The 25,344-nt window shown below is 42.4% G+C and carries 25 protein-coding genes and 1 tRNA gene; 9 read left to right on the top strand and 17 right to left on the bottom strand.

The window, feature by feature from the left end:
• Positions 1-8: 8 nt before the first annotated feature.
• The 4 genes from H0R92_RS06370 to H0R92_RS06355 form a co-directional block, all read right to left on the bottom strand.
• Complete coding sequence (locus H0R92_RS06370) at positions 9-941, bottom strand: transketolase family protein (RefSeq protein WP_432962286.1); 933 nt, start codon at positions 939-941, stop codon at positions 9-11.
• Positions 938-1,828: a transketolase gene (locus H0R92_RS06365; RefSeq protein WP_432962284.1), complete on the bottom strand. Its 891-nt coding sequence runs from the start codon at positions 1,826-1,828 to the stop codon at positions 938-940. Before H0R92_RS06365 ends, H0R92_RS06370 begins: the two co-directional genes overlap by 4 nt.
• Positions 1,829-1,926: 98 nt before the next feature.
• Positions 1,927-2,958: a zinc-dependent alcohol dehydrogenase gene (locus H0R92_RS06360; protein ID WP_432962282.1), complete on the bottom strand. Its 1,032-nt coding sequence runs from the start codon at positions 2,956-2,958 to the stop codon at positions 1,927-1,929.
• Positions 2,959-3,152: 194 nt separating this feature from the next.
• Complete coding sequence (locus tag H0R92_RS06355) at positions 3,153-4,358, bottom strand: CdaR family transcriptional regulator (protein ID WP_432962280.1); 1,206 nt, start codon at positions 4,356-4,358, stop codon at positions 3,153-3,155.
• A gap of 60 nt (positions 4,359-4,418) precedes the next feature.
• On the opposite strand from H0R92_RS06355, the gene H0R92_RS06350 reads away from it, so the two are divergent.
• Entirely contained in the window at positions 4,419-5,498 is a 1,080-nt protein-coding gene (locus H0R92_RS06350) for an FAD:protein FMN transferase (RefSeq protein ID WP_432962278.1), read from the top strand.
• 5 nt (positions 5,499-5,503) lie between these two features.
• Here H0R92_RS06350 and H0R92_RS06345 read toward each other — a convergent pair whose 3' ends face one another.
• The gene (locus H0R92_RS06345) at positions 5,504-5,812 is read right to left on the bottom strand and encodes an isoamylase early set domain-containing protein (RefSeq protein ID WP_432962276.1); all 309 of its coding nucleotides are present in this window, start codon (positions 5,810-5,812) and stop codon (positions 5,504-5,506) included.
• A gap of 126 nt (positions 5,813-5,938) precedes the next feature.
• On the opposite strand from H0R92_RS06345, the gene metK reads away from it, so the two are divergent.
• Both metK and nth read left to right on the top strand, forming a co-directional pair.
• Positions 5,939-7,105 (top strand): methionine adenosyltransferase, encoded by a 1,167-nt coding sequence (metK, locus tag H0R92_RS06340; RefSeq protein WP_432962274.1) that lies wholly within the window; start codon positions 5,939-5,941, stop codon positions 7,103-7,105.
• On the top strand, positions 7,092-7,748 hold the full coding sequence (gene nth / locus H0R92_RS06335; RefSeq protein WP_432962272.1) for an endonuclease III: 657 nt from the start codon (positions 7,092-7,094) through the stop codon (positions 7,746-7,748). Before metK ends, nth begins: the two co-directional genes overlap by 14 nt.
• Before the next feature lie 4 nt (positions 7,749-7,752).
• On the opposite strand, the gene H0R92_RS06330 is transcribed toward nth, so the two are convergent.
• From H0R92_RS06330 to H0R92_RS06295, 8 genes are all read right to left on the bottom strand, one after another.
• A complete protein-coding gene (locus H0R92_RS06330; protein WP_432962270.1) occupies positions 7,753-8,682 on the bottom strand; it encodes a transketolase family protein in 930 nt (309 codons plus the stop codon).
• A complete protein-coding gene (locus H0R92_RS06325; protein WP_432962268.1) occupies positions 8,679-9,512 on the bottom strand; it encodes a transketolase in 834 nt (277 codons plus the stop codon). Before H0R92_RS06325 ends, H0R92_RS06330 begins: the two co-directional genes overlap by 4 nt.
• Before the next feature lie 122 nt (positions 9,513-9,634).
• On the bottom strand, positions 9,635-10,903 hold the full coding sequence (locus tag H0R92_RS06320) for a PTS ascorbate transporter subunit IIC (RefSeq protein WP_432962266.1): 1,269 nt from the start codon (positions 10,901-10,903) through the stop codon (positions 9,635-9,637).
• 103 nt (positions 10,904-11,006) lie between these two features.
• Positions 11,007-11,291: a PTS sugar transporter subunit IIB gene (locus H0R92_RS06315; RefSeq protein ID WP_432962264.1), complete on the bottom strand. Its 285-nt coding sequence runs from the start codon at positions 11,289-11,291 to the stop codon at positions 11,007-11,009.
• Entirely contained in the window at positions 11,288-12,949 is a 1,662-nt protein-coding gene (ptsP, locus tag H0R92_RS06310) for a phosphoenolpyruvate--protein phosphotransferase (protein ID WP_432962262.1), read from the bottom strand. Before ptsP ends, H0R92_RS06315 begins: the two co-directional genes overlap by 4 nt.
• A 9-nt stretch (positions 12,950-12,958) precedes the next feature.
• The gene (locus H0R92_RS06305) at positions 12,959-13,219 is read right to left on the bottom strand and encodes an HPr family phosphocarrier protein (protein WP_432962260.1); all 261 of its coding nucleotides are present in this window, start codon (positions 13,217-13,219) and stop codon (positions 12,959-12,961) included.
• Complete coding sequence (locus H0R92_RS06300; protein WP_432962258.1) at positions 13,220-13,675, bottom strand: PTS sugar transporter subunit IIA; 456 nt, start codon at positions 13,673-13,675, stop codon at positions 13,220-13,222.
• Positions 13,665-15,215, bottom strand: coding sequence for a BglG family transcription antiterminator (locus tag H0R92_RS06295; protein ID WP_432962256.1), 1,551 nt, complete (start codon positions 15,213-15,215; stop codon positions 13,665-13,667). Before H0R92_RS06295 ends, H0R92_RS06300 begins: the two co-directional genes overlap by 11 nt.
• A 200-nt stretch (positions 15,216-15,415) precedes the next feature.
• Here H0R92_RS06295 and H0R92_RS06290 point away from each other — a divergent pair, with 200 nt between their 5' ends.
• The 4 genes from H0R92_RS06290 (at position 15,416) to H0R92_RS06275 (ending at position 18,277) form a co-directional block, all read left to right on the top strand.
• A complete protein-coding gene (locus tag H0R92_RS06290) occupies positions 15,416-16,594 on the top strand; it encodes a hypothetical protein (RefSeq protein WP_432962254.1) in 1,179 nt (392 codons plus the stop codon).
• Complete coding sequence (locus tag H0R92_RS06285) at positions 16,591-17,358, top strand: Nif3-like dinuclear metal center hexameric protein (protein WP_432962252.1); 768 nt, start codon at positions 16,591-16,593, stop codon at positions 17,356-17,358. The genes H0R92_RS06290 and H0R92_RS06285 overlap by 4 nt, the downstream gene beginning before the upstream one ends.
• Before the next feature lie 72 nt (positions 17,359-17,430).
• On the top strand, positions 17,431-18,012 hold the full coding sequence (gene lspA / locus H0R92_RS06280; protein ID WP_432962250.1) for a signal peptidase II: 582 nt from the start codon (positions 17,431-17,433) through the stop codon (positions 18,010-18,012).
• Complete coding sequence (locus H0R92_RS06275; protein WP_432962248.1) at positions 18,005-18,277, top strand: leader peptide processing enzyme; 273 nt, start codon at positions 18,005-18,007, stop codon at positions 18,275-18,277. The genes lspA and H0R92_RS06275 overlap by 8 nt, the downstream gene beginning before the upstream one ends.
• 36 nt (positions 18,278-18,313) lie before the next feature.
• On the opposite strand, the gene H0R92_RS06270 is transcribed toward H0R92_RS06275, so the two are convergent.
• Both H0R92_RS06270 and H0R92_RS06265 read right to left on the bottom strand, forming a co-directional pair.
• Entirely contained in the window at positions 18,314-19,972 is a 1,659-nt protein-coding gene (locus H0R92_RS06270) for a hypothetical protein (protein ID WP_432962246.1), read from the bottom strand.
• 113 nt (positions 19,973-20,085) lie between these two features.
• Positions 20,086-20,159: transfer RNA gene (locus tag H0R92_RS06265), tRNA-Ala, on the bottom strand.
• A 152-nt stretch (positions 20,160-20,311) separates the two neighbouring features.
• Here H0R92_RS06265 and rd point away from each other — a divergent pair.
• Positions 20,312-20,473: a rubredoxin gene (gene rd / locus H0R92_RS06260; protein ID WP_432962244.1), complete on the top strand. Its 162-nt coding sequence runs from the start codon at positions 20,312-20,314 to the stop codon at positions 20,471-20,473.
• A gap of 92 nt (positions 20,474-20,565) precedes the next feature.
• Here the strand turns inward: rd and H0R92_RS06255 are convergent, their stop codons facing one another.
• The gene (locus tag H0R92_RS06255) at positions 20,566-21,624 is read right to left on the bottom strand and encodes an endonuclease/exonuclease/phosphatase family protein (RefSeq protein WP_432962242.1); all 1,059 of its coding nucleotides are present in this window, start codon (positions 21,622-21,624) and stop codon (positions 20,566-20,568) included.
• A 98-nt stretch (positions 21,625-21,722) separates the two neighbouring features.
• Positions 21,723-22,856 carry a redox-regulated ATPase YchF gene (ychF, locus tag H0R92_RS06250; protein ID WP_432962240.1) on the bottom strand — a complete coding sequence of 378 codons (1,134 nt, stop codon included), beginning with the start codon at positions 22,854-22,856 and terminating at the stop codon, positions 21,723-21,725.
• Positions 22,857-23,160: 304 nt separating this feature from the next.
• On the opposite strand from ychF, the gene H0R92_RS06245 reads away from it, so the two are divergent.
• Positions 23,161-25,290, top strand: a complete 2,130-nt coding sequence (locus H0R92_RS06245; protein WP_432962238.1) for a methyl-accepting chemotaxis protein — start codon at positions 23,161-23,163, stop codon at positions 25,288-25,290.
• Positions 25,291-25,344: the final 54 nt, after the last annotated feature.

The following is a 25,344-nucleotide window of genomic DNA, read 5'->3' as shown; positions in this document are numbered from 1 at the left end:
CCTTAATATTAATGGTTTTTACAGAGTTTTTTAACTCTTTTTACAACATTACCTGCGCTTAGTCCGTAGGCGGCAAGTAATTTAAAATAGTCTCCCGTTTCGGTAAAGGTGTCTTCAATACCGATAGCGTCAAACTCACACGTAATCTTCTTTTTCATCAGCTCTTCGCAAACAGCTCCGGTAAAGCCGCCTTTAAGTACATGTTCTTCAATACATAAAAGCTTGCCGGTTTTCTTTATACTGGCAGCGATGGGTTTGATATCGAAGGGTTTTACAAAGGGAACCGAAAAAACTTCCGCATGTATGCCCTGTTTTTTAAGGGTTTCAAAGGCTTCCATAGCAAACGAAGCTGTAATACCGTTTGCCGCAATCGTAATATCCGTACCGGTTGTACATTTTATTACTTTTTTTTCGGTAAAATCTTTTTTGCCGGGTAATTCGGGCAGTGCGTTTCTGTTTATCCGTATAAAAACAGGGCCATTTTGCTGTAATGCATATTCCAAAGCAAGTTCGGCTTGATTTGAATCGGCGGGAACAATAACCTGCATATTGGGTAAGGCCCGCATAATAGCAATGTCCGTAATGGATTGATGGCTTGCACCGTCATAGGAATCCGAAAGGCCGCCGTAGCTTCCTGCAATAATTACGGGAAGATTATTGTAGCAAATATCGTTTCGAATTTGGTCGGTCGCTTTTAAAGAAAGGAAAATGGAAAATGCATTGATAACCGGACGTAACCCGCAAGTCGCCAGTCCGGCGGCAACACCGGCCATATTCGCTTCGGCCACACCGCAGTTAAAAAATCGGTCGGGATATTTTTCCGCAAATATATTACTTTTTGTCGAAGAAGATACGTCTGCATCCAAAACAACAAGTTCCGGATGGACGGCACCCAATTCCGCAAGTTTTTTTCCAAAAGCGTCTCTCATCGCAAGACTCATAGTAAAGCCTCCTTTTTTGCCAGGTCTTTTTCCAACTCAACCATGCCTTTTTCATAGGCATCGTCGGTAATGACGGCTCCGTGCCAGGTATTTTTTCCTTCCGTAAAAGAAACTCCTTTTCCTTTGACGGTATCGTATATAACGGCCTTCGGCCACACGTTGTCGGAATCAAGCCATTTAAAGGAATCAAGAACATCCTGTACTTTGTGCCCGTTATAAGCCTTTGAGTTAACATGCCATCCGAAAGAAGTAAGCTTGTTTTTAAGAGAATCCAAGGGCATAATTTCCTGTTCCGTACCGTCAAGCTGAACCTTATTATAGTCTACCAACAGAACTAAGCGTTCAACCTTGTATTTCGCAGCCATCATTAAAGCTTCCCATGACTGGCCTTCGTTAAGACAGCCTTCACCGGTAAGAACATAGGTCCAGAATTTTTTACCTTGCAATTTTGAGGCAAGCGCCATGCCGAGTCCGACGGAAATACCGTGTCCGAGAGCTCCGGTTGACATATCTATACCCTTGAGTTTTGTCATTGAGGGATGTCCTTGAAGGGGAGAACCCAGTGTTCTAAACGACATTAAATCGGCTACGGGGAAAAAGCCTCTATGAGCTAAAATCGTATAAATGTTTACCGATGCATGTCCCTTGCTTAAGACAAATCTGTCCCGGTCTTCCCAATCCGGTTTTTCGGGGTTGATATGTAAGCGGTTAAAATAAAGGGCGGTAATTATTTCCGCTGCGGATGCGGCTCCTCCCCAATGTCCCGTTCCCCGACTATGCAATATTTCAAACATGTATTTTCGGAAATATGCCGCAAGAGCGGATAGCTCCGTTTCCGAAAATTTTCGATTAGGATTTGAAAGCAGATCGTTTATTTTCGTTGCCATACTTTACATTCCTCCTTAAGATCCTGCTAAAAAAGATTTTTTTTACAGTATATACGGTATACGATATACTACTCGAATTAATCAAAACTGTCAAACAACTAATTTTGTATTAATATTTTCAATCCGTCTTTGTTTTCAAATTTTTTAAAGGCTTCTTCCCATTTTTCCAGCGGAAAAATATCCGAAACGAGGTCTTTTAATTTGACTTGTTTATTTTCCGCCATACGGATGGCATAATCCCAAGAATTCCAAATAGATCCCAAAGAACCCGTAACTTTTATTTCTTTATAACAAATACGGGCAAAATCAAATTCAAAAGGAGCACCGGCAAGGCCTACTTGAACAAATTGACCGTACTTTTTTACCGCTTCAATACCTGTTCGAGTTGCCGCAGGCGCGCCGGAACATTCGAATACAATATCGACGCCTTTTTCTCCGGTTATTTTTTGTATTTCTTCAATTAAATTGTTTTGTTGAACATTTATAATAAAATCCGCTCCGTACTCTTCGGCTTTTTTAAGACGCGCGGCATCGGCATTGGTGCCGGAAACGATAACCTTTGCACCGTGCGCCTTTACTACTTGCAGTGTCATAAGACCTACCGGGCCGGGACCCGTTACGAGAACAAGGTCTGTGGGCTTTATTTGTGCCAGATCCATTGCGGCGTGACATACGCAGGCCAGCGGTTCCAACAAAGCCGCTTCTTCAAAGGAAATGGAATCCGCAAGCAAATGAATCCTGTCCTGCGGTACGAGTGTGTATTTTGCAAAGGCTCCGTTATACCAATATCCGAGCGTTTTCCGGTGATTACATAAATTGTATCTGCCGTTTTTGCAATTTTCACAGCGGTTACAATATTCATACGCGGTTTCCGACGTTACCCTGTCGCCGACCTTGCATGAGCTTACCCCTTCACCCACTTCGACAACAATTCCGCTGAATTCGTGGCCTGTAATAACAGGCGGGCGTACCGGAATTGCTATATCGCTGTGCAATATGTGTATGTCGGAACCGCAGATTCCCGTTGCTTTAACTTCGATTTTAACATAGCCGGGTTTTACCTTCGGTTCTTCAACATCCCGAATCTCCATATTTCCGGGGCCTGCGGCATATTTTACAAGAGCTTTCACATTATTCTCCTTACATTATACGGTACTCTCCGAACAAGCGCTTATGTGTTTTTACATAAGCGTAATCAGTATACGTGATTTTTAATCCTTTTCATATGGTATAAAGACCAATAATTATAAGGCTTTTGTGTTCTGTAAAACAAATTTTAGCGGATAAATAACCGGACTGTGCCGATTTTAGAATGTATAATATATCAGCGATTTTCAATATCGCGGTAAAAATGAATGGCATTGTAAAAAAGAGAAGAAAATCGGATAGAGCGCGGATCGTAACCGGTTTTTTGTTTTAATTTGTTTAATTGGTATTGAAGGGTATTTTTATGCATAAAAAGCCGTATTGCCGTTTTGGCTATCGAACCTTCTTCTTGGTACAGAGTATCCAACAGGTTAATCCAATATCGTATGTCTTCTTCGCTATAGGACTTAAAAATACGGGTAATGTATTCCCGTTTTACGGGATCCGGTATTTCGCCGGAAAAGATTTCCATATTTATCGTATCATATAGCCGCGGTTCCTTTGAGGGGGAACGCAAGCATGTTTTTAAAGCTTTTTCCGCTTTTAATCGTGCGCTGTTTATTAAACGGTAATCGTCGGTTTTACTGTCCAATCCCGCCGCCAATATTACCGGATATTTCGATTGTATGGAGTCGCGCACGGTACGTACAAAATCAAGCAGTTGTTTGTCGCTGCGGCTGCTTAGCGCACAAATAAATACGGTACCGGAAACAAGCATTACCGCATTTTTTTCATGACCGATTATTGTGCCCAGCGTTTTCCATGTGTTGTCTATATGGCGCTGTATTTCCGACGGTTTAAGCGCTCCGTCAATTTCCGAATCGGAAAGAGCGGCGTTTGCTCCTCCGATATCCGTTGTTTCCGGAATTTGTACAACCGGTTCAAAAACAACGACGCGGCGCGGAATACTGATGTCAATGCCCAAAGACTTCCCCCGATTTTCCAAGCGGCGGTCTATCGTTTCCGGAGAACCGTACAGCCATTCATTTAAAAATCGGTTTTTTATGCGTTTGTCCGTATCGCTTTGCTGTTTATAATATTCGTCCCGCATAAGAATCTCGGTCATTTTTTTGAGCATTTGACCGTACTTTACCACTTCCTGATAAGGTCCGGTAACGCCGATAACTGCAACCGGCGCTCCTTTGAATCGTACGGCGATATTCGTTCCGGACAAAGCGCCTGCATATTCGGTATCGCTGTGTACGGTTATTTCACTTAAATTTTCATCGATGATTTTTTTTGCCGCAGCGTGAAATGTTCCGACCCGTGCGGCATCGGTACTTGCAATAATAATGCCTTCGGCATTCATCATATTTATTTGCCGACCGATGATTCCGCTTATTTCTTCAACTATAATTTTTGCGGTTTTTGTCGATAAAGTCATGTGTATATTATATCTGTATAATCGCTTTTATAAAAGACCGAAAACCGTTATAGTATGTATATGCATACATCGATTTATAAACGCCGTATTGGTTTTATGTGTGTACCGTTTTTATGTACGGTATGTGTTTTGTTTTGTTTTACCTCCTGCAATAAAAGGGCTTTATCTGCACAAACGCGTCCGGTATTGGGAACCGTGTGCACAATTCAGCTGTTCGAAAAGGGGCGGCAAACATATTATGATGCATTGTTTGCACGTCTTGCGCACATAGAATCGCACATGAGCATGAATATTCCCTCTTCCGATATTGCGCGTATCAACGCTGCTGCGGGTATTGAAGCGGTAGAAGTGCACGACGATACCTTTGAGGTAATAAAGCGAGCCTTATATTTTGCCGAATTAACCGAGGGTGCTTTTAACCCGGCGGCGGGTGCTTTGGTAAAATTATGGAGTATCGGAAGCGATAATCCCCGCGTACCTACTCAGACGGAAATTGACGATACGCTGCCCCTGTGCGATTGGCATAGCGTTGTTTTAAAAGAAGAAGATTGTGATTTTGCCGATAAAAAAAGCGGGAAAACAAAAAAAACCGTCTACCTTACAAAAGAGGGAACCGCATTGGATTTGGGCGGTATTGCAAAGGGGTATGCCGCCGATGAAATTGCAAAAATGATAAAATCTTTTCATATAAAGAGTGCGATTGTCGATTTGGGCGGAAATATTTATGCAGTCGGTGAAAAAAAAGAAGGCGCTGCGTGGACGGTGGGTATAAAAAATCCCTTTAATTCGGCGGCGGCTCCCGTAATTGCTCTGAGCGTAAAGGATGTTTCCGTTGTTACTTCCGGCGTGTACGAACGCTTTTTTGAATATCAGGGGCAGGTTTTTCATCATCTGTTGGATTATAAAACAGGCAAACCTGCCGATAACAGTCTTATGTCGGTAACCGTAATACATAAGTCTTCTATGGATGCCGATGCTCTTGCAACGGCCGTTTTTATTATGGGTAAAGAACGGGGAATGAATTTACTGCGTACACAAAACACGGACGGCCTTTGTATTGACAGCGAAAAAAATATTACGGTAAGCCCGGCAATTTATGCACAAAGCATATTGCTTTCGGAAGATTTTTCAATTCGGTAATTGTATTACACACATACTACCGAGTTGTCTGTAGCGGAAAAGGGTGCCGGCAAATACTTGTCTGCCGCCCAATCGTTTTCCCATGTTTTTCCGTCTATAAGATAGCGGAATTGATATTCTTGGCCGCTTTCAAGACTGAGCGTTACGGAAAACGAGCCGTTTTTTTGCTTTTTAAGCGGGGTTTCTGATGTGCTCCAATTATTAAAATCTCCGCACAGCCATACTTTTTCCGCGCCGTGTGCTGCTTCGGCAGGAAGAGAAAAGGTAACGCTGCATTTTTTTCCGGTTTTAGTGTATGTTTTTTTTAAGGCCATAAGTCCTCCTGTAAAATTTTTTACATATTCCCAAAAAGAATCTATTGTATTATAATAGTAAAAAGTCGTTTTGTGTAGTTTTATTTTGCAATTACGCTAAAATTCTTTTTTCTGCAAGGAGTTTATATGTCGGGAAAATACTTATTTACATCGGAATCCGTCGGAGAAGGACACCCCGATAAGCTTTGCGATCAAATCTCCGATGCCGTTTTGGATGCCTGTTTAAAAGATGACCCCGAAAGTCATGTTGCCTGCGAAACTTTTGCGTCAACTGCCCTGCTTTTAGTCGGAGGTGAAATTACAACGCATACCTTTGTGGATGTTCCGTCTTTGGCACGAAAAATAACGAGCGACATCGGATATACGGATGCCGCTTACGGTTTGGATTGCGACTCTATGGCGGTTTTAAATATCATTCATGCCCAATCTCCCGATATTAATCAGGGGGTTGCGGGTACCGGTTTAAAAGAATTTAAAGGCTTGCAGGGTGCCGGAGATCAGGGAATGATGTTCGGTTTTGCCTGCACCGAAACGCCCGAACTTATGCCCGCTCCCATTATGTATGCACATAAGATTTTGCGCAAAGCCTCAAAAATCCGTAAAGACGGGACTATAAATTGGCTTCGTCCCGATGCAAAAAGCCAAGTTACGGTCGAATATGAGGGGCATAAGCCCGTCCGCATCGATACCGTTGTCGTTTCGCATCAACACAGTCCCGATGTAAAGCATAAAACGATAACGGAAGGCATCATTGAAGAAATTATTAAACCTGTTTTGGAGCCGACCGGTCTTTTGGATAAAAAAACGAAATTCTTTATCAATCCCACCGGGCGCTTTGTAATCGGCGGTCCTTCAGGCGATACCGGTCTTACCGGCCGTAAAATTATCGTGGATACTTACGGCGGAATGGGCAGGCACGGCGGGGGTGCTTTTAGCGGAAAGGATCCTTCAAAGGTAGACCGGTCGGGGGCGTATATGGCGCGCTATATAGCTAAAAATCTTGTAGCGGCGAAACTTGCCGATCGATGTGAGGTGCAGCTTGCGTATGCAATCGGTGTTCCCTTTCCCGTTTCGATTATGGTTGACACCTTCGGTACGGGAAAACTTCCGGAAAACAAATTGGTTGAAGCGGTAAAGCGCGTATTCGACTGTTCTCCTGCCGGTATCGTTCAAACGCTTGATTTGAAAAAACCGATATACCAAAATACTTCCGTGTACGGTCACTTCGGACGAAAGGAATTCAGCTGGGAAAAAACGGATAAAGCCGAAGCCTTAAAAAATGCCGTCAAATAACGGGTTTGTAAAAGCCGGTGCACAAGAAATCGGCGAAATCTTTCGGCGCTTTCAAGAACATAATCCTTCTCCTGCTACCGAATTAAAAGCGCCCAATTATTTTACCCTATTGGTGTCGGTTGTGCTTTCCGCCCAAGCAACGGATAAAAGTGTAAACAAGGCGACTGAGGCCCTCTATAAAATTGCGGATACTCCCGAAAAAATTCTTGAGCTGGGCGAAGACGGTTTGATTTCCTATATAAAAACTATCGGGTTGTACCGGTCAAAAGCAAAACATGTTATGGGTTTGTGCCGTATGCTTATCGATGAGTACGGCGGACAATTACCGAGAAAACGCGAAGACCTTGAGCGCCTGCCGGGTGTCGGACGTAAAACGGCAAACGTTGTGCTGAATGTCGTTTACGGCGAACCGACTATGCCGGTAGATACGCATCTTTTGCGCATTTCGCCGCGGATAGGGCTTTCCGCCGGTACAACGCCGCTCCAAGTTGAGCGGGACCTGCTTGAGTGTATCCCAGCCGAATTTATGAATCATGCGCATCACTGGCTTATTTTGCACGGGCGTTATGTTTGCACGGCACGAAACCCGAAATGCACCGAGTGTATAATCGGGGATTTATGCAAACATAACGGACTCGAATAAACGCTTATTTCTTTTTTATTAAAGCTTCAACCTGAGCGGTTAAATCGTCAAAACCGAAACCGTATGCATCAAACAAGGTTTCTCTGTCTCCGGATTCGCCGAAACAATCGTTTGTACCTATTATTTTAAGAGGAACGGGATACTGTTCGGCCAAAACTTCTGCCACGCAAGAACCGAGTCCCCCAAACCGGGAATGGTCTTCGACGGTCATCACACAACCGGTTTTTTTTGCCGATTGTATAAGCGTTTTTGTGTCGAACGGCTTTATCGAAGAACAATCCAACACTTCACAAAAGATATTTTTTTGAGCCAATTTATCCGCCAGTAAAAGCGCACGGTATGTCATAATTCCGCATGCCGCTAAAGTTATATCCCGGCCTTCGCGCAATACGTAAGAGCGTCCGACTTCAAAGCGGAAGGGGGTTGTATATAATTTAGGTAATTCCGCTCTGCCGATACGTATATACACCGGTCCCGGTGTCTGTAATGCGGTTTTTACCGCCTCGGCCGTACTTATTTCATCGGAAGGGCATAAAACCGTCATGTTCGGAATACTGCGCATTAAAGCAATATCTTCCAAACATTGATGAATCGCTCCGTCGGCTCCGACAGCCAACCCCGGATGTGTTGCCGCTATCTTCACATTATATGAATCAAAGGCAATACTTTGGCGGACTTGGTCAAAGGCCCTGCCGGCAGCAAAGACGGCAAAGGTGGATGCACAAACGATAAATCCTTCGCTTGCAAGGCCGGCAGCAACCGACATCATGTTTTGCTCACAGATTCCGACGTTCAAATATTTTTCAGGATGTTGTACGGCAAACACACCTGCCTTTGTGGCTGCCGCCAAATCGGCGCATAAAACAACCAAATTCGGATAATCGTCACTTATTGCCGTTATTGTTTCGCCGAATACATCTCTCGGTGCTTTCATAGATTTCCCTCCGGTATTTTAAAGCTGTAGTTAAGTTCGGCTCCGGCTTTCAGTAATTGTTCTGTGCTTATCTTGGCGGAATGCCATTCGAGTGCGTTTTCCATAAAAGAAACGCCCTTGCCTTTTACTGTGTTTGCGATAACGGCTTTAGGTTTGTCGGAAGGTTTACATTCAAAGGCTTTTTCAAGTTCGTCGATGTTATGACCGTCTACTTCCAAAGCATCCCAGCCGAAAGCCGCGAATTTTTCTTTTAAAGCGGTGTTGGAAGATAATACCCGTTCAATTGTATTGTCCAATTGTAATTTATTTGCATCGACTATAACCGTAAGATTTTTTAATCCGCATTTTGCTCCTAAAAGCAAAGCTTCCCAGTTTTGACCTTCTTGCATTTCACCGTCGCCGGCGAGAACAAAAACGCGGGACGTATTATGCTGCCGCTCTAAAGCTATTGCTTTTCCTATACCGAAAGAAATGCCTTGTCCTAAAGATCCGGAACTCATTTCAATGCCCGGAATGGTTTTTATCGGATGTCCTTGCAAAAGAGCGCGGAACCGTTTTACGGAATGGAGTTCGTTTTCAGCATAAAAGCCTTTATCGGCCAAAATCGCATATAACGCTAAAGCGCCGTGTCCCTTGCTTAAAATAAAGCGATCGTGTGCTTTTTCTTTAAAATTTACCGGATTCACATTCATAATTTTATAGTAAAGAACCGTTAGAATCTCTACGGTAGAAAGAGAGCCTCCTATATGTGCCGCTCCGGTATAATAAGCCGTTTCAAGGCTTTTACAGCGAATATAATGAGCTTTTTCAGCTAAATTTAAAGTGTTCATAATTATTTTATTCCACAGAATAGATAAAAAGATGTCGAGAGGGCTTAAAACACTTCGGTTTTAAGCCCTCCCTTGTTTTAATCCCGCCTCAAAACATCTGTGATTTGAGGTTTTTTCGGATTTTATTTGAAGATACTGATAATTCCGCCCAACAAAATACCGACAATACAGAAATCGGAATCGCTAAAAGTTGTACTGACAAATCCCAAATTTCCGAGTAAGGGCATAAGAATAATCGGCAAAAATGTTATAAGCAAACCGTGTATAAAGGCGCCGAAAAAACAACCTCTGCGTCCGCCGGTAGCGTTTCCGAATACACCTGCCGAAGCTCCGCAAAAAAAGTGCGGAACAACGCCGGGAATAATAATCGGAAGCTTAAATGCTATGCACAAAAGCATTCCCAAAATACCCCCTAAAAAGCTTGCCAAAAAGCCGATGAGAACGGCATTGGGGGCATAGGGGAATACGACCGGACAATCCAATGCCGGTTTTGCGTTGGGAACAAGTTTTTGAGAAATACCGGTAAAGGCCGGAACTATTTCACCGAGAATCAAACGGACGCCGGATAAAACGATAAAAACACCGCCGGCAAAAGTAATGGATTGTAAAATTGCAAATACGATAAAGTTCTGTCCGCCGCTTTGATTTGTTTGTACATATTCGGGGCCGGCGACAATGGCGGAAATGATAAAAATAATACCCATTGTTACGGAAATGGCAACGGGCGTATCGCGGAAAAAGCCGAGCCATTTGGGAAACTGGATTTCTTCGGTTGATTTTGAATTTTTGCCTACGAGTTTTCCGACATATGCGGACGTCATATAGCCGAGTATTCCGAAGTGACCGAAGGCTATTTCGTTTGTGCCGGTGATTTTACGCATAACCGGTTGCGCCCATGCGGGGAAAACGGCCATAACAAATCCTAAAATCAACGAACCGACCAAAATAAGCACCCAGCCGGTTAATCCGCCTACGGAAAGGATAACCGCAATTAAAATAGCCATATAGATGGTATGATGTCCGGTTAAAAATATGTATTTTAAAGGAGTAAAACGTGCAATTAAAATGTTTACTACCATGCCGAAAAACATAATTAAGGCCATTTCGGATCCCATCGATTTTTGTGCTATGGAAACAATAGCTTCGTTATTAGGAACTATTCCCTGTATGTTAAATCCGTATTGGAACATATCGGAAAAATGTCCCAACGAACCGACGATTACCGTCGCTCCGGCGCCCAATACCAAAAAGCCCAGAACGCTTTTGGTAAAGCCTTTTACACATTCAGAGGTATCTTTTTTTTGGATCAAAAGACCTACCAAAGCTACCAAACCCACAAGCACAGCGGGTACACTCAACACGTCGTTCATTAAAAAACGAAAAAAACCCATCTTTTCCTCCTAAGTTAAAGATTTTCGTGTTACGCCGCAAAAAACAACAGAGTGAAAATCGACAGCGGCGTTTTGTATGCCGATTCCATACTCTTCGGTTGGACTATATGACTTTCATTTCCGTTAATTTTTCAACAAGTTTGCTTTTCATATAGTCTTTGTCAATCATATTATCCAAAGAGATAATCTCTCCTTTGAATCCGGTAAATTGGGTAGTAATGTCACGGGTGCCCATATAGATGTCGGCTTGCATGCCTTTTGCGGAACTCAAATCCGTATGTTCGACTTCAATATCGGTAAGATTCAATTCTTTTAAAATATTTTTGATATTGATCTCCATCATAAAACTACTGCCCAATCCGCTGCCGCATACTACTAGAATTTTCATTGTACCTCCTCATTGTTTTTTTCGGCAAATTCGATATTTGCCGAGAGAATTTCTCTTTTAACTTTTTGTATATTCACTGCCGTCATGCTAAAACAACGCAAGCCCAAGTTCAGCAATTTTTTTGTCAATGCGCTGTCTCCGGCCATTTCTCCGCAAACGGAAACTTCTTTGCCGTGTTTTATACCTGTTTCTATAACTTTTCGTATAAGCTGTAAAACGGCCGGATGCGATTCTTGATACAAAGCGCTTATTTTATCATTGCCGCGATCGACTGCAAGTGTGTATTGGGTTAAATCGTTGGAACCGATGCTGAAAAAATCGACTAAGGGAGCAAGTTTGTCTGCAATAAGAGCTGCGGCAGGAGTTTCAATCATAATGCCCAGTTTTACCTGCGTGCTGTACGGGATGCCCTTTGCATCCAAATCGGCTTTTACTTGACCGACGAATTCGAGGATTTTTTTTACTTCGTTTTCCGTTGAAATCATCGGAAACATAATGTGCAGGTTCCCTTCGGTACTTGCTCTAAAAAGAGCGCGAAGCTGAGTACAAAAGAAATCGGGATTATCCAAGCAATAGCGTATGCCTCTCCAGCCCAAAAACGGATTTTCTTCCGGCGGTATGGGAAAACAGGGATACTGTTTATCACCTCCGATATCAAATGTCCGGATTGTTACCGGTTTATCATTCATAGCTTTTAAAACGCTTGAGTAAATTCCGTATTGAAAATCCTCGGAGGGAGCGGTTTGTACATTTTCATTTAAAATAAATTCGGTTCTAAACAGCCCTATGCCGTCGGCGTTTTGTTCTTTTACCTTCGGCAGTTCGTCCGGAGAGCCGATGTTTGCTTTCAGTTCGACTCTAAGTCCGTTAAGCGTAACGGCAGGTTTTGAAATAAGCGTTTTTAAGCTTTGTTGTTCTTTTTGCAAAATCGTATGTTTTGTATTTGCCGATTGAATTTTATCTGCGTCGGGGTTTATAAAAAGGTCGGCTCCGTCGATAATAACCGTATCGCCGTTTTTTACCGTATCATAGGGTATGCCGGAAAGCATGGGAATTCCGTTTGCGCGGGCAATAATTGCCGCATGCGATGTTTTGTTGCCGGTTTGGCTGACAATACCGAGCAGCATGTTTTTATCCAGTTCCGCCATATCGATGGGAGTAAGAGTATGTGCCGCTACAACCGATTTTTGCACTAACAGGGGCGTTTTTCGATCGGAGGACGGATCCGTACAAAACAGCAGCATTGAAAACAATTCGTTAAAATCATCCGCGCGTTGACGCAAATATTCGTCTTCCAAACTTTTCATGTCTTCTACATATTCGTTTGCCGTAAGAAAAAGAGCGGTCGGCAGCGAGTCGTGTTCGGTTTTTATTTTTTCGGTAATATCCGCCTCAAGTTCCGGATCGTTTAAAATAGCAACATAGCCTTTTAAAATTTCGGCTTGTGCGCTATCGTCGGTTTTTTCGGCTTTTTCTATAAGCGCTTGAAGTTTTTGGTATACGGTTTCTTGAATATCTTTAAACTTCAAACACTCGTCGGCGACCTTGTCTGCCGGAATTTTTTCTCGCGTATCTTTGTTTTTCTTATGCGGCAGCTTAACAACCGTACCGATACACAAACCTTCGGATAAGACCGTTCCGCGCATTTCTCTTTGCATAAGGCCCGTTTACTCCTTTAATTCGGCAAGAAATTGCGTTAAAGCCTGCATTGCTTGTTCTTCATCTTCTCCGTCGGTTTGCAGTGTAATGACATCATGCTGGGAAATACCGATACGGAGCAATTTTATAATACTTTTTGCGTTCGCGCTTTTGTCGTTTTTACCGATTGTAATGTTGCACTTAAAGGTATTTGCCAATGAAATAAAATCGTTTGCAGGACGTGTATGTAGGCCTGTAGGATTTTGTATTGTTATTTCTTTTGAAATCATTTATTCCTCCATATTTTTAAAGATTTTTTCCAAATCCGTTTCGGTTTCGGCTTGACGCAGGTCGGTTAATGATTTTTCATTATCGAATAAGGTCATTACATCGATAATCGCTTTTTCATTTAAGGATTCTTTATCCGGCGCACTGATACACAATAAAATGTCCACCGGATCGTTTGTTTTGTGACCGAAAACAACCGGGGTTTCGAGCGTTATTAAGCTGAACCCGACTGCTAAGGCGCCCTGTTCGGGGCGTGCATGGGGCATCGCGATTCCCGGTGCAATCACAAAGTACGGACCGAATTCTTTTACGTTTTCCAAAATGGATGCATAATAACGCTCTTCGGCACAACCGGAGGCAATTAAAAGATCTACGGAGCTTTTTATAGCTTCCTGCCAAGTTTGCGCGCGGTATTTTAGACGATAGGTTTTATGCTTTAATATAAATTCAGCAAGCATGGGTTTCTCCTTTTCGGATATTTTGTATTATCTGTTTGATTTGCTCAATGTCGGAATCTTCCATTTGAACCGAAACATGTGCTACCGGTACGCTTAACTGCGGCGTTTCTATAAAAGAAATGATAAAATCTATATTTTGTTCTTTTATATGCGTATCGGTTAGTTTGCGAATGGAAATGGTTTCTATCGGATCCAGTTCCGGAAAATTTTTGCTTATTTTTTCTTTTAAAATACTGCTGATAACAATGCCCGATGCACACACCAATCCTGCTGCAATTTTATGAGTATTGTGTTCAAAAAAAGGCGAAATAAAACCCAATATCACCGCACTGTCTTCATCGGAGATGGGAATATGCAAGTGTTTTTGTAAATATTCGGCCGAACGCTTTAGAATGCTTTGCATTCCGTTATTTTTATTTATGATATTTTCGGCAAGAAAAGCGGTGTTTTGTCGTATTGAAAAAAGTCCCCGATGCTTTTTTATAAGATGCAGAATTTGCAGATAGATAAGGTACTCGATTTTTTTATGCTCCAATACTCTGCCGTCCAACGCGCCTTCAATAAAGGTTATAAAGTTTGCGGCCGTTTGCTCATATTCTTTTTGATTGGGTAATGCATTGTTTACAGCTTCGGTACTTTGAAATACTTCCATTAAAAGGCGTATTTCATTTTCATAGCACTGAGCTTCGGGCTTAAAGAATTCCAACTCACAGGCGGCTTGTGCGATTTTTTCAAAAACTTCATTTTTTGTATTGATATGTTCGTTCGTATACGACTGTATAAAGAAATCGTTTTTACAGCGAAGTTCCGTTATGCTTACATATAAAAACATAAGAACAAAGTCGATGTCGGAAAAAGAAATATTTGTCAACTGTTCTATTTTTTCAACAAAAGCAAAGTTTTGTGCTATATTTGTTTTTGCATTTAAATATTCAAAAACGGCACAGGTAAGAGAATATAACTTCAATATATGCTGTTCTTCTGCAGGTTTATGAATATACGCATATAAAAAACTCATAAATTCGTTGAAATTCAAATATAGACAAGCGGCATTCAATGCGGCTAGCCTGACTGCGATTTCATTACCGCCGATACAGGTTCCGAACCCGCGGCGGCGTAAAATCATACAATCCGCTCCTATAAGCCGGTTTTCCAATTCGGATAGGATTTTTGAAAGGCTTGTTTCCGATATATGCAATTCATTTGCAAGAAGTGCGATTTTTACAGTTTCTTTTTCGTTCAGTAAATATAAAAAAACCAAAAACCCCTTTTCGGCCGGCGAAAATTCGGGCCTGTAATTTTTTTTTGCAAAATCGGCTATAAGATGTTTTTTTGCTTCTTTATTACCGGTAAGCATAAATCCCTTGCCCCGCAGTTTAAAAAAGCTTAAGTTATAAGAAGCAACATACTTTTCCACTTGGGGCAATAGGCGGAAAAGGGTACTTTCACTAATACCGACTTTTTCCGCAATAACGATTGACGAAATATAATCGTTTGCCTCGAAAAGAACATTGATAATGTTTACTATGCGAACATCCATATCAGATACTATAAGAATGATAACCCGACTTCATAAATTTTGTAAAGGAAAAGTAAATTTTTATTGACATAAACAGATAATGTCATTTTTGTCTATAATAACGGCAAAGCCGTTTTTTAGCGGTTTTGCCTTTTTAATTCGGTTTTCAAACGGCTTGAACGGCTGTTGTACTATTTTTTTTTTTGCTTTATTATAGAAAAATGTTCGGATCAGTCGATGAATTTATAGGACAGGCAACCGTTTTGCTTTTATTGCTGCCGGTAGTGCTGCGCCCGCTTTTTAAAAAACGCAAACATGCCGATTCAACGGTTATGCTTTCTCCGCTCAGCTTTGTGCTTTCTCTTTTATTGATTGTTGTCTACGGTTTGTCATACATGCATATACTTACGGCTTCTCTTTCTTTGCTGGTTTTATTGACGAATGTCAGAGCGTTACAGCGGTTTAACAGTCAGCTTTATGTCGATTATTACAGTTTAACGTTTCGCATAGCCGCGTTTTTTGAAACACTGTGTATTCTTTTTGCATGTATTATTTTATACTTTTTTCATCCGGCAGGTACGATGACGAATGCGGTAAAAACCTTGTATACGGGTTCGTTTAATCGGGGTTTTAGTCAACGGCAGGAATTTTTCCGTCCCATAAATGCAATAACAACCGCCTACTTGCCGGCCGACTATCAATCCTTGTCCGACGCCGGTAAAAACGGTTTTACACAAAAAAAACCGCTTGTCGTTTTTTTGCCCGATACAAAAAACGTATCAAACGATTCGTCTTTGCGTTTAAGTGCGGCTGCCGAAAAAGGTATTCCCGTTCTTACGGGCGATTTTTATAAATCCCGCGTGCCGGATAGAGAAGCGCACGGGACTTTTTTGCTTGATTATTTTCAAACAAAGGCTTTTTTTACCCGCAGATTGCATAAAAATGAAGCGGCATACAAAACTTTGCGGGCGCATTTAATCCGGCAAAAACAAGCGGAATTGGAAGCGCTTCTTATAATAGCGGGTAACGATGCATCTTCCGTCGTTGTCGTAACCGAAGGCGATGCTTTAACATGTGCAAAAGCGCTGTATTTAAAATATCCGGATTTTATCTGCGGTATTTTCGATGCGTCCGAGTTAAAGGGTATAATCATGCCGCGCTCCTTTTCGCAAACGCAAGAGTCCGCTCCCTTGTCTGCGGACGAACGGGAAGCTGCGGCATTCTATGCTTCCGGAACGGCGGATCTTATATCGATACACCCTTTTGATGCATTTGTGCTCGGTAGAAAAGACGTTCGGCAAATAAAGGATTTTTTTGCTATACGCCGTCTTGAAAAAACACGGCGCAGTCATATTGTATTTGCACAAAAATTGCAATCATATATAGAGGAGTTACAATGACTTTACACGAAATAGATGCGTGGTTCCGTTCTTTTTTGGATATGCACGCTTTTGCACAGGATTCGTCGCAAAACGGGATTCAAGTTCAAAACGTAAATCCGGACGGGACGCACATTATCAAAGCGGCTTTTGCGGTGGATGCATGTTTGGAAACCATAGAACGGGCGGCAAAAATACAGGCACAGCTTCTTGTCGTGCATCACGGTTTGTTTTGGGGAAAAGAACAGGTATTGACCGGCATCCATTACCGCAGAATAAAGGCACTGATGGATAACGATATGGCCTTGTATGCATCGCACTTACCCCTTGACGCCGATGAACTCACGGGAAACAACTACGGCATTGCACGCCGCCTTTGCTTAAGTAATATCCGTCCTTTCGGCTTATGGAAGGGGATGACGATAGGAGTGCAGGGCGAATTCGATCAAAGTCTTTGCCTCGATACAATTATCCGGCGACTTTTTCCGAACGGCGAAAAAATACAAACTCTTTTACCCTTCGGAAAAAAAGACATAAAAAAAGTTGCAATTATTTCCGGCGGTGCGGGAAATCAATTACAGCAAGCCGTGCAAGAAAAAATAGATCTTTTTATAACCGGCGAAATAGGGCACGAGCAGTATCATGAAGCTTTGGAAAACGGTATTAATGTAATAGCCGGGGGACATTACCAAACGGAAACGGTCGGCGTTTCTTTGTTGGCGGAAAAAATGCATAAAGAGCTTTCCGTAGAAACCGTTTTTATAGATGTTCCTACCGGTTTATAAACGATTCGATAGTCTAGCCGTTTTAAGCCGAATTCGTTATACTTTAAATAAAAAAGAACGCAAGGAGTTCCTGTGGAAGAAATAGTTCCCGTACATTTACAAGATAACAACGGTGTGGGTAAAAAATTGCTGCCCCTCATGTTGACTTTTATCATTATAGCGGCGGATCAGCTTACAAAATATCTTATTGTGCACATGATTCCGCCTTACACTGTCGGTACCCAATTTTTCGGAGATTTTATCCGCATTATTCATGTCCATAATCCCGGTGTCGCTTTCAGCATAGGCGTCGGATTGCCTCATCCTGTAAGGCGATTGGTTTTTGCCTTTTTGCCCCTTATTGTTCTTATTTGTATTATGGTGCTTTATTTTAAGTCGAAAGATTTTACCCGTTTGCAGCGTTGGGCCGTATGCGGCGTCGTCGGCGGAGGAAGCGGTAATTTAATCGACCGCTTTTTCAGGACAGAAGGGGTTATCGATTTTATAGATGTAAAGTTTTTCGGTATATTGGGATATGAACGGTGGCCGACATTTAATATTGCCGATATGGCCGTTGTCGTGTGCGGCATTCTTCTTTTGATTTCTTTTATTATTGCCGGAAAAGCCGATGCAAAAACCGCCGAAGAAATTGAGCAAGGAAGTAAAAATGACTAAAAAACAAACGACCCTTGTTTTTCTTATAACCGCGACCTTAGCCAATATTGTGCTTGTTCTTGGTTTACTTATTTTGTTTACGGTTTTAGGCGGTTTGATTTTTAAAGACCGATTGGGAACGGCTATGCCCTTTTTGTTTGCAGGCGCAATACTGACCGGTATTTTTATCTACCAAAAAGCGATAAAGGTTATTGTAAAAAAATTCCGGTTGGAAGAAAAGATGGATCCGCTTTTCGGCAGCAGGGGCAGAAATAAGTTGGACTGAAAGAGGCTTTTACCGCGCTGCCGTTTTTATCGTGTATTAATAACCGTCCGACATAGCGCGGTTTAAATCGCGCTGATACAGCTCTTGGTACACCAAACTGCGGGTTCGCAGTTTGTCTTTTATGTCCTGTGAAAAAGGCATATGCCGCCAAAAAATGCCGCGTATTTCTTTTTCGAGCCGCTGCACTCCGTCGCTTTCCTTTGTCATCCATAAAAGATAATCTTTAATAAAGTAGTCTTTTATATCGCCCTTTAATTTTTCAGATACAAACCATTGGTAATATTGTCCCGTTAGGCCTTCTTCCATCCAGTAATAAGAAGCTTTTTCTTTTGCAACCTGCCAACGCAAATCGGCAACGGCCATAAGCAATGCGGCTTTTAAACTTTTAGGATACATGGGAATAACGATTCGGCCGCGGCTGGTGATGCGGTTGTAGCGGTCGAAGGGTTCCCAGCAAAAACCGTATTCGCCGTAGGTCGGAATTAAAATAACAAAGGGAATAATACGGTTTTGTATGTTTTTGTGTACGCGGCAAAAGGCTCCCGGATCTACAGACTCTATCCATGTCATAATATCTATTACATTTTCTCTAAAGCCCGTTTCGCGCGGAATGCAGTGAAAAAATTCCCGTGTAAAAACAGGAAATTGATTTCCTTGCCGGCCGACGGTCATTTTTGCCATTTGCCGTATTGTTCCTATTTCGGTGTTTATTTCCGAACTGCTGACTTCAATCGCTTGTTCGCCGCTCGATGCCAGTTTTTGTTCCAAAGAGTTGTAAATCTCTTTAGCATCTTCATATTCGGCCGCATAGGAAGTTAATTCTTTGTCGTTTTTAAGAAAAGCGCGCAGCTTTTCATTTATTTCCATTACGATTCTTTTTTGCATTTCCGAAAGCGGCTGTTTATGCGGTTCCGCCCCGATCATCGGCGGATGGTCAAACACAATATCTATGCGCGATCTTATTTCGGCCTCCAGCATAGCCCGCTCGCTTTCTTTCATAGTTAGGAAGTTTTCTGCCGATTGCAGTTTTCCGGCATTTTTTGTTTTAAGCTGCTGAAGGCGCGCCGCTTCTTCGGCACTGCCGGCTGCCGGTTTTTTGCGGGTCGGGGCTTCATCGGTTGCGGAAATTTTAATTCGGCCTAAGGCGATGTCGCGGAACCATTCATCGAGATAATATACGGGTTCGTTTGAAACATTTTCCGTAATCGCTTTTGAAAACATATCTTTTTGTTCGTTTGTAAACAAAGAGGGCAGTACAACCCCGTAACGCAGCACCATCTTTTTTATTTCCGGCGTTGAGCGGCTTGCCATTTTAGGTGCTAAAGAACGGACGAATTCCCAATATGCGGTAACGAGTTGCTGTCGTAAAACGGTACGGTCTTTTGCGTCTTGGCAGTTTAAATATTTTGATAATACGGAATGAAGCCTCTGCGAACTTTCTTTTTCGCCGGATAAGGCGACTTTGTAATATGAGGTATCGTTAAAAACTTGAGTTGTGTTAGTGTCGGAAAAAAAGCGTTCTATGGGCTGAAATTGCTTTATAAGCAAATTTACCGGAGCCCAAGGTGCAGTCGGCTTGAGACTTGCCGGGTCTACAGGGATTTCTTCCGAAACTTGATCTATATTTTCTTCTTCAAAAACCGATGCAGCGTTTTCAAGCAAGGCTGCAATTTCAGGAGCCAGTTCATCACTCATAACGATACCGCCGTATTTTAAAGTGCAAACCAAATAGTTTAAAACAGTGTAACATCTTATGCTTTATTTTGCAAGGTTAAGAATAAGGGAAGCTGTTGTGCATATCTAAAAACTGGAGATGAGGGGACTTGAACCCCTTACCTATTGCATGCCATGCAATCGCTCTAGCCAGATGAGCTACACCCCCAAGCTTCGCCCAGCATATCAAGAAAGCGGTACTCATGTCAAGTAGTAAAAACGGCAACAAAAAAGTTTTGAACGTAAAATTTGTTTAATCAGTATCGACAGAAACGGGAATATAAGTTATGATGATTTTTATTACAGAGCCAGGAGGAAATTATGGCAAAATACGTATGTACTGTATGCGGTTATGAATACGATCCCGCAGTGGGCGACCCTGACAGCGGAATCGCTCCGGGAACCGCTTTTGAGGATATTCCCGATGATTGGGTATGCCCCCTGTGCGGAGTAGGAAAAGACAGTTTTTCCAAAGTGGAATAAACTTTAACCCTTGCCGGGGCAGGCGGGCGGTAAAACGGCCGAATGAGGGCGGGGTGCCGTATTTTCCGATGTCCCGGCAGCCTTAAAAGGCTTTATATAAAATCAAAAACCAGGGGCAAGTGATCCGAATAGCCTGCTCCCGTATGTATATTATAACGAAGGGGAAGACCCCCTTTGTCCGTATGCGCCCCGAAATCGAGGGGGAAAAAATTTTTTGCTTGTACTTGCCCGTTATAAAAAAAGTGGTCTATTTTTTCCCATCTTCCTTTAAAATAATATGAGCCGCGTTCTTTTTCGAATTTTTTTTCCGGGACCATTATTTTGCCGGCAGATTGAAATGTAAGCCATGCCGAATACAGCTTGAGCGTATCCGATGCTCCGGTTAATGCGACCGTGTTTTTTTTATCCGAATCCTTTGGGCAAAGGGAAAATTCTTCCAAGGCGCGGTTAAAATCGCCGCAAACGATAAGCGCTTTTTCTTTTTCAGCTTCTGTAAGAGCGGCAATACTTTGTACAAGCAGCTTTTCCTGCAATTCCCTCCATATATCGCTTTTTTGTGCACCGCCGCTTTTTGATTTCCAGTGACAGGCAAAAAGAATAAAGGTGTCGTCTTTATTTTCAAAGTGTATTTCCAAAAGCGGTCTGAGCGGCGGCGCTTTTAGTTGCCGCATTTTTCCGGTTTCTTTTTTATCCGGCCTTATCAATGCCTGTACATGTATTTGGTGTACCGCCGCTTTTTTTATCGGAAGCCGGGATATAACCGCAATACCCAAACTGCCGTTTTTTTCCCCGGCAAAAAGGGCTGTAACGGTTTTTTGCGCCGCCCCCGAAAAGCCTGCGTTGTAATTTGCAATATCTTGTAAAACGGCTCGGTTTTCTATTTCTTCAAATACATAAATGTCTGCGGGGTTTTCGCGCATAAAAGCACAGAGCCGCTTTAAGCGGGCTTCATATTTGCCGATGCTCCACAAACCGCTTTTATCGCCGAATTCGGCATATTCGGTTCCGGCAGTATGTGCATCAAAAAAAGTTTGTACATTCCAGCTGATAATACGAACGGGCCGTTTTTCCGTGCGGCAAGCGGATACATCGAAAAAAAGAAAAAACAAACACGACAAAAGGCCGATTTTTTGTATGAGGGTATTGTTCATACCTTTATCCCCCTTACCGAAATATAAAGCGCTGAAAAGCAAACGCTTTACATATATTATAGGGGTAAAAAAGAAAAAAACGGCGTTATAGCAGGATATTATTTTGTTACGTTAAATTTAAAGAAAATAACATCGCCGTCCTGTACAATATAATCGCGTCCTTCGATACGGTATTTTCCTGCAGCTTTTATAGCCGCTTCGGAGCCGTAGGTTTTAAAATCTTCAAAGGAGTATGTTTCGGCTTTGATAAAGCCCTTTTCAAAATCGGTATGAATAACGCCCGCCGCCCGGGGTGCCGTATCGCCGGATCGAATGGTCCATGCACGGCACTCGTCTTCTCCGGCAGTTAAAAAAGTACGCAATCCCAAAAGGCGGTAAGCGGTTCGGGCTAAAACGCTTAAACCGGATTCTGTGAGTCCTAATTCACTTAAAAACTCTTTGCGTTCTTCTTCGCTTTCAAGACCGGCAAGTTCCGCTTCGAATTTGCCGCAAATGACTACCACATCGGAAAAAGTACCGTCTGCAAAACGTTCGGCTGCGGCTATTTTTTTTACCGTTTCGATGTATCGGTTGCCGTTTTTTATTCCTTCTTCATCGACATTACATACATAAAGCTGGGGTTTCATCGTTATAAGATGCAAATCGTAAACGGCCGCCCTTTCTTCATCGCTTAAAGAAGCGAAGCGTGCGCTTTTACCGTTTTCAAGCAGGGGCTTGATTTTATCCAAAGCCGACAGTATGACCGCAGCTTTTTTTTGTTCGTCTTTGCCCATAACACGGGCGGCACGATTGGCTTTTTCGATGCGCTTTTCAACCGTATCCAAATCGGCAAATGCAAGTTCCATATTGATTGTTTCAATATCGTCGGCGGGGTCTATTTTGTTTGCCACATGGATAATGTCGCTGTTTTCAAAACACCGTACAACATGGGCGATAATTCCGACTTCGCGTATATGGGCTAAAAATTGATTGCCCAAACCTTCGCCTTTTGACGCGCCTTTTACCAATCCGGCAATGTCTACAAATTCGACACAAGCCGGCACCCGGCGTTTAGAGGCGAATTTTTCATATAAAAAATCAAGGCGCTCGTCCGGTAAATCGACAATGCCTACATTGGGATTTATCGTACAAAACGGATAATTTGCCGCCTCTGCCGGAGCCGAAGTGAGAGCGGAAAAAATGGTTGATTTACCTACATTGGGCAACCCTACAATACCGCAGTTAACTGCCATACACTGTCCTCATAAAAATCACTAGTTATACTTTCGGTAAAACACGTTTATGTTTTCCAAGATGTTTTCCAAGATGTTTTCCAAGAACTTTTATTTTATACGTTTTCAAAAAAATACGCAAGTTTTTATGCAAAACACACGGATAAAACGTCAAAATCAAGAGATTTTGGTGAAAATCGGCGCTCGGTCGGCAAAAATGTATAAAAAAAGAAACTAAAAAAAAATCAATTGTTGTTATATTTTAAAACAGGGTATATAATTATAATGTTATAAAGCAAGCAATTGCACTTAAGGAGGCGGCTTCATGGACCATGGCAACGGTTTGACGGAGAAAAAAGCGGCTGAAAAAAAGCGCTTTTCCATCAGAAAAAAACTTGTTATTGTATTCGGAATATTGATTTTACTGGCGGAAATAGGGTTAACCGTTCTTGCCGTATTTATTGCAAAAAAAGCGGTCAGCGAAAAAGTTGAAGCGCATCTTGTCGATAAAGCGCGCGATACTGCGGAAATTGTCGATGCAAAGGTAACCATCTTTTTGCAATTTTTGGAGGGGTTGGCCCGTATGCCGGCATTACAAGACGATACTCTTTCCTATCCTGAAAAAATAAAAGCGCTGTTGCCTTCCGCCGCCGCAAACGATAGAATTGTTTCGCTTAATATAACGGATAGGCAGGGAAGGTTTTATACTGCGGACGGAAAAGTGTTCCCCGTAAGCGACCGGTCGTATTTTAAATCCGCAATTGCGGGCACCCCCTTTGTTTCGGAAGCCTATATAGAGCGGGATACCGGTACGCTCGTAAATACATTGGCAGTTCCCATTTACAGCGGAAAACAAATTATCGGGGTTTTATCGGTCGATACACCGGGTACAAGACTTTCAGACGATATAGACCACATTACCGTCGGGAAAACCGGTTATTGTTTTATTTTAGGCTTAACCGGAACAACCCTTGCTCACCGCAACAGAGATTTGGTGTTGCAACAGGATAATTTTCAGGAAAATGCCAAAACAAATCCCGCCCTCGTTTCCATTGCGAATTTTGCAAAAAAAGCGATGGAAGAAAAAATACCTTCCGTAGCCTATTATACATATAACGGACAAGGTAACATCGGTTCGTATGCCACCCTGCAGACAACGGGCTGGGAAGTTGTTATACGGGCACCCGTTGAAGAGTTTATGGGAACGGTAAAAGATTTGCGTCGTTCTATGATTTTTGCCTGTGCATCTTTATTGGCCGTTACCCTTATTATCGTATATTTTATTGCGGTAAAGATGGTTAATCCCGTTAAAGTGATTGTAGAAGCTTTGAAAAATATCGCACAAGGGGAAGGCGATTTAACGGTGCGGCTGCCTGTTGCATACAATGATGAAGTTACGGATTTATCCGGCTACTTTAATCAAACAATTGAAAAAATAGGCATATCGATTAAATCGGTTGATAATAACGCCGAAATAATGCAGCAAATAGGTAATGAGCTTGCAAGCAACATGACTGAAACGGCAAGTGCCGTAACAGAAATAAGTGCAAATATCGAAGGCGTAAAACAACAGGCATTGACTCAAGCTGCAAGCGTTACGGAAACGGCGGCAACTATTGAAGAAATTATTCATACGATAAAAAAACTTAATGAAAGTATTGAAACGCAGGCTGCAAGTGTTTCCGAATCTTCATCTGCAATTGAAGAAATGGTTGCAAATATCGGTTCCATTACGCAAACACTGGAAAAAACGGACGGAACGATAAAAGATCTTGCATCGGCAACCTCCGACGGAAAAGAAACTCTGCTCAGTTCAAGCGGTATTACACAACAAATTGCCGAAGAATCCGGCAGCCTTTTGGAAGCTTCAAGCGTTATCCAGCATATTGCAAGTCAAACGAATTTGCTTGCGATGAATGCCGCAATTGAAGCCGCTCATGCAGGGGAAGCCGGAAAAGGCTTTGCCGTTGTTGCCGATGAAATCCGTAAGCTTGCCGAAGAATCGAGTGCACAGGGTAAAACGATAACCGCAACTCTTAAAAATTTAAGCGGAGAAATCGAAGTTTTGTCGAATGCGTCAAAGACGGTGGAAGAAAAATTCAATATTATTTTTACACTGTCCGAGCAGGTAAAAACCATGAGTAACCGGCTTACCGAAGCTATGCGGGAACAAGAAAATGCGAGCAAAGAAGTTCTCACGGCTATAAAAGACATCAATACGGTAACGGTGCAAGTAAACGACGGTTCCAACGAAATGCTCAAAGGCGGAGAACAGGTAGCGCAGGAAATGAATAAACTTGACGGTCTGACACGTATTATCACGGAGAGTATGAATGAAATGGCCGCCGGCGCAACACAAATAAATAATGCCGTAAGAGAAGTAAGCGAATTGACCGTACGGAATAAACAAAGCATTGAAAACTTGACATCGGAAGTGAAAAAGTTTAAGGTTTAAAATAAACGGCGGAAAAGCGGTGCAAAAGCAGGGTAACATACAATTCGTTTTTCG

This window comes from Treponema sp. OMZ 840, assembly GCF_050937815.1.
Classification (GTDB): domain Bacteria; phylum Spirochaetota; class Spirochaetia; order Treponematales; family Treponemataceae; genus Treponema_C.
The sequence above is the reverse complement of the archived record's forward strand: the minus strand, read 5'-3'. Positions and strand labels throughout refer to the sequence as shown.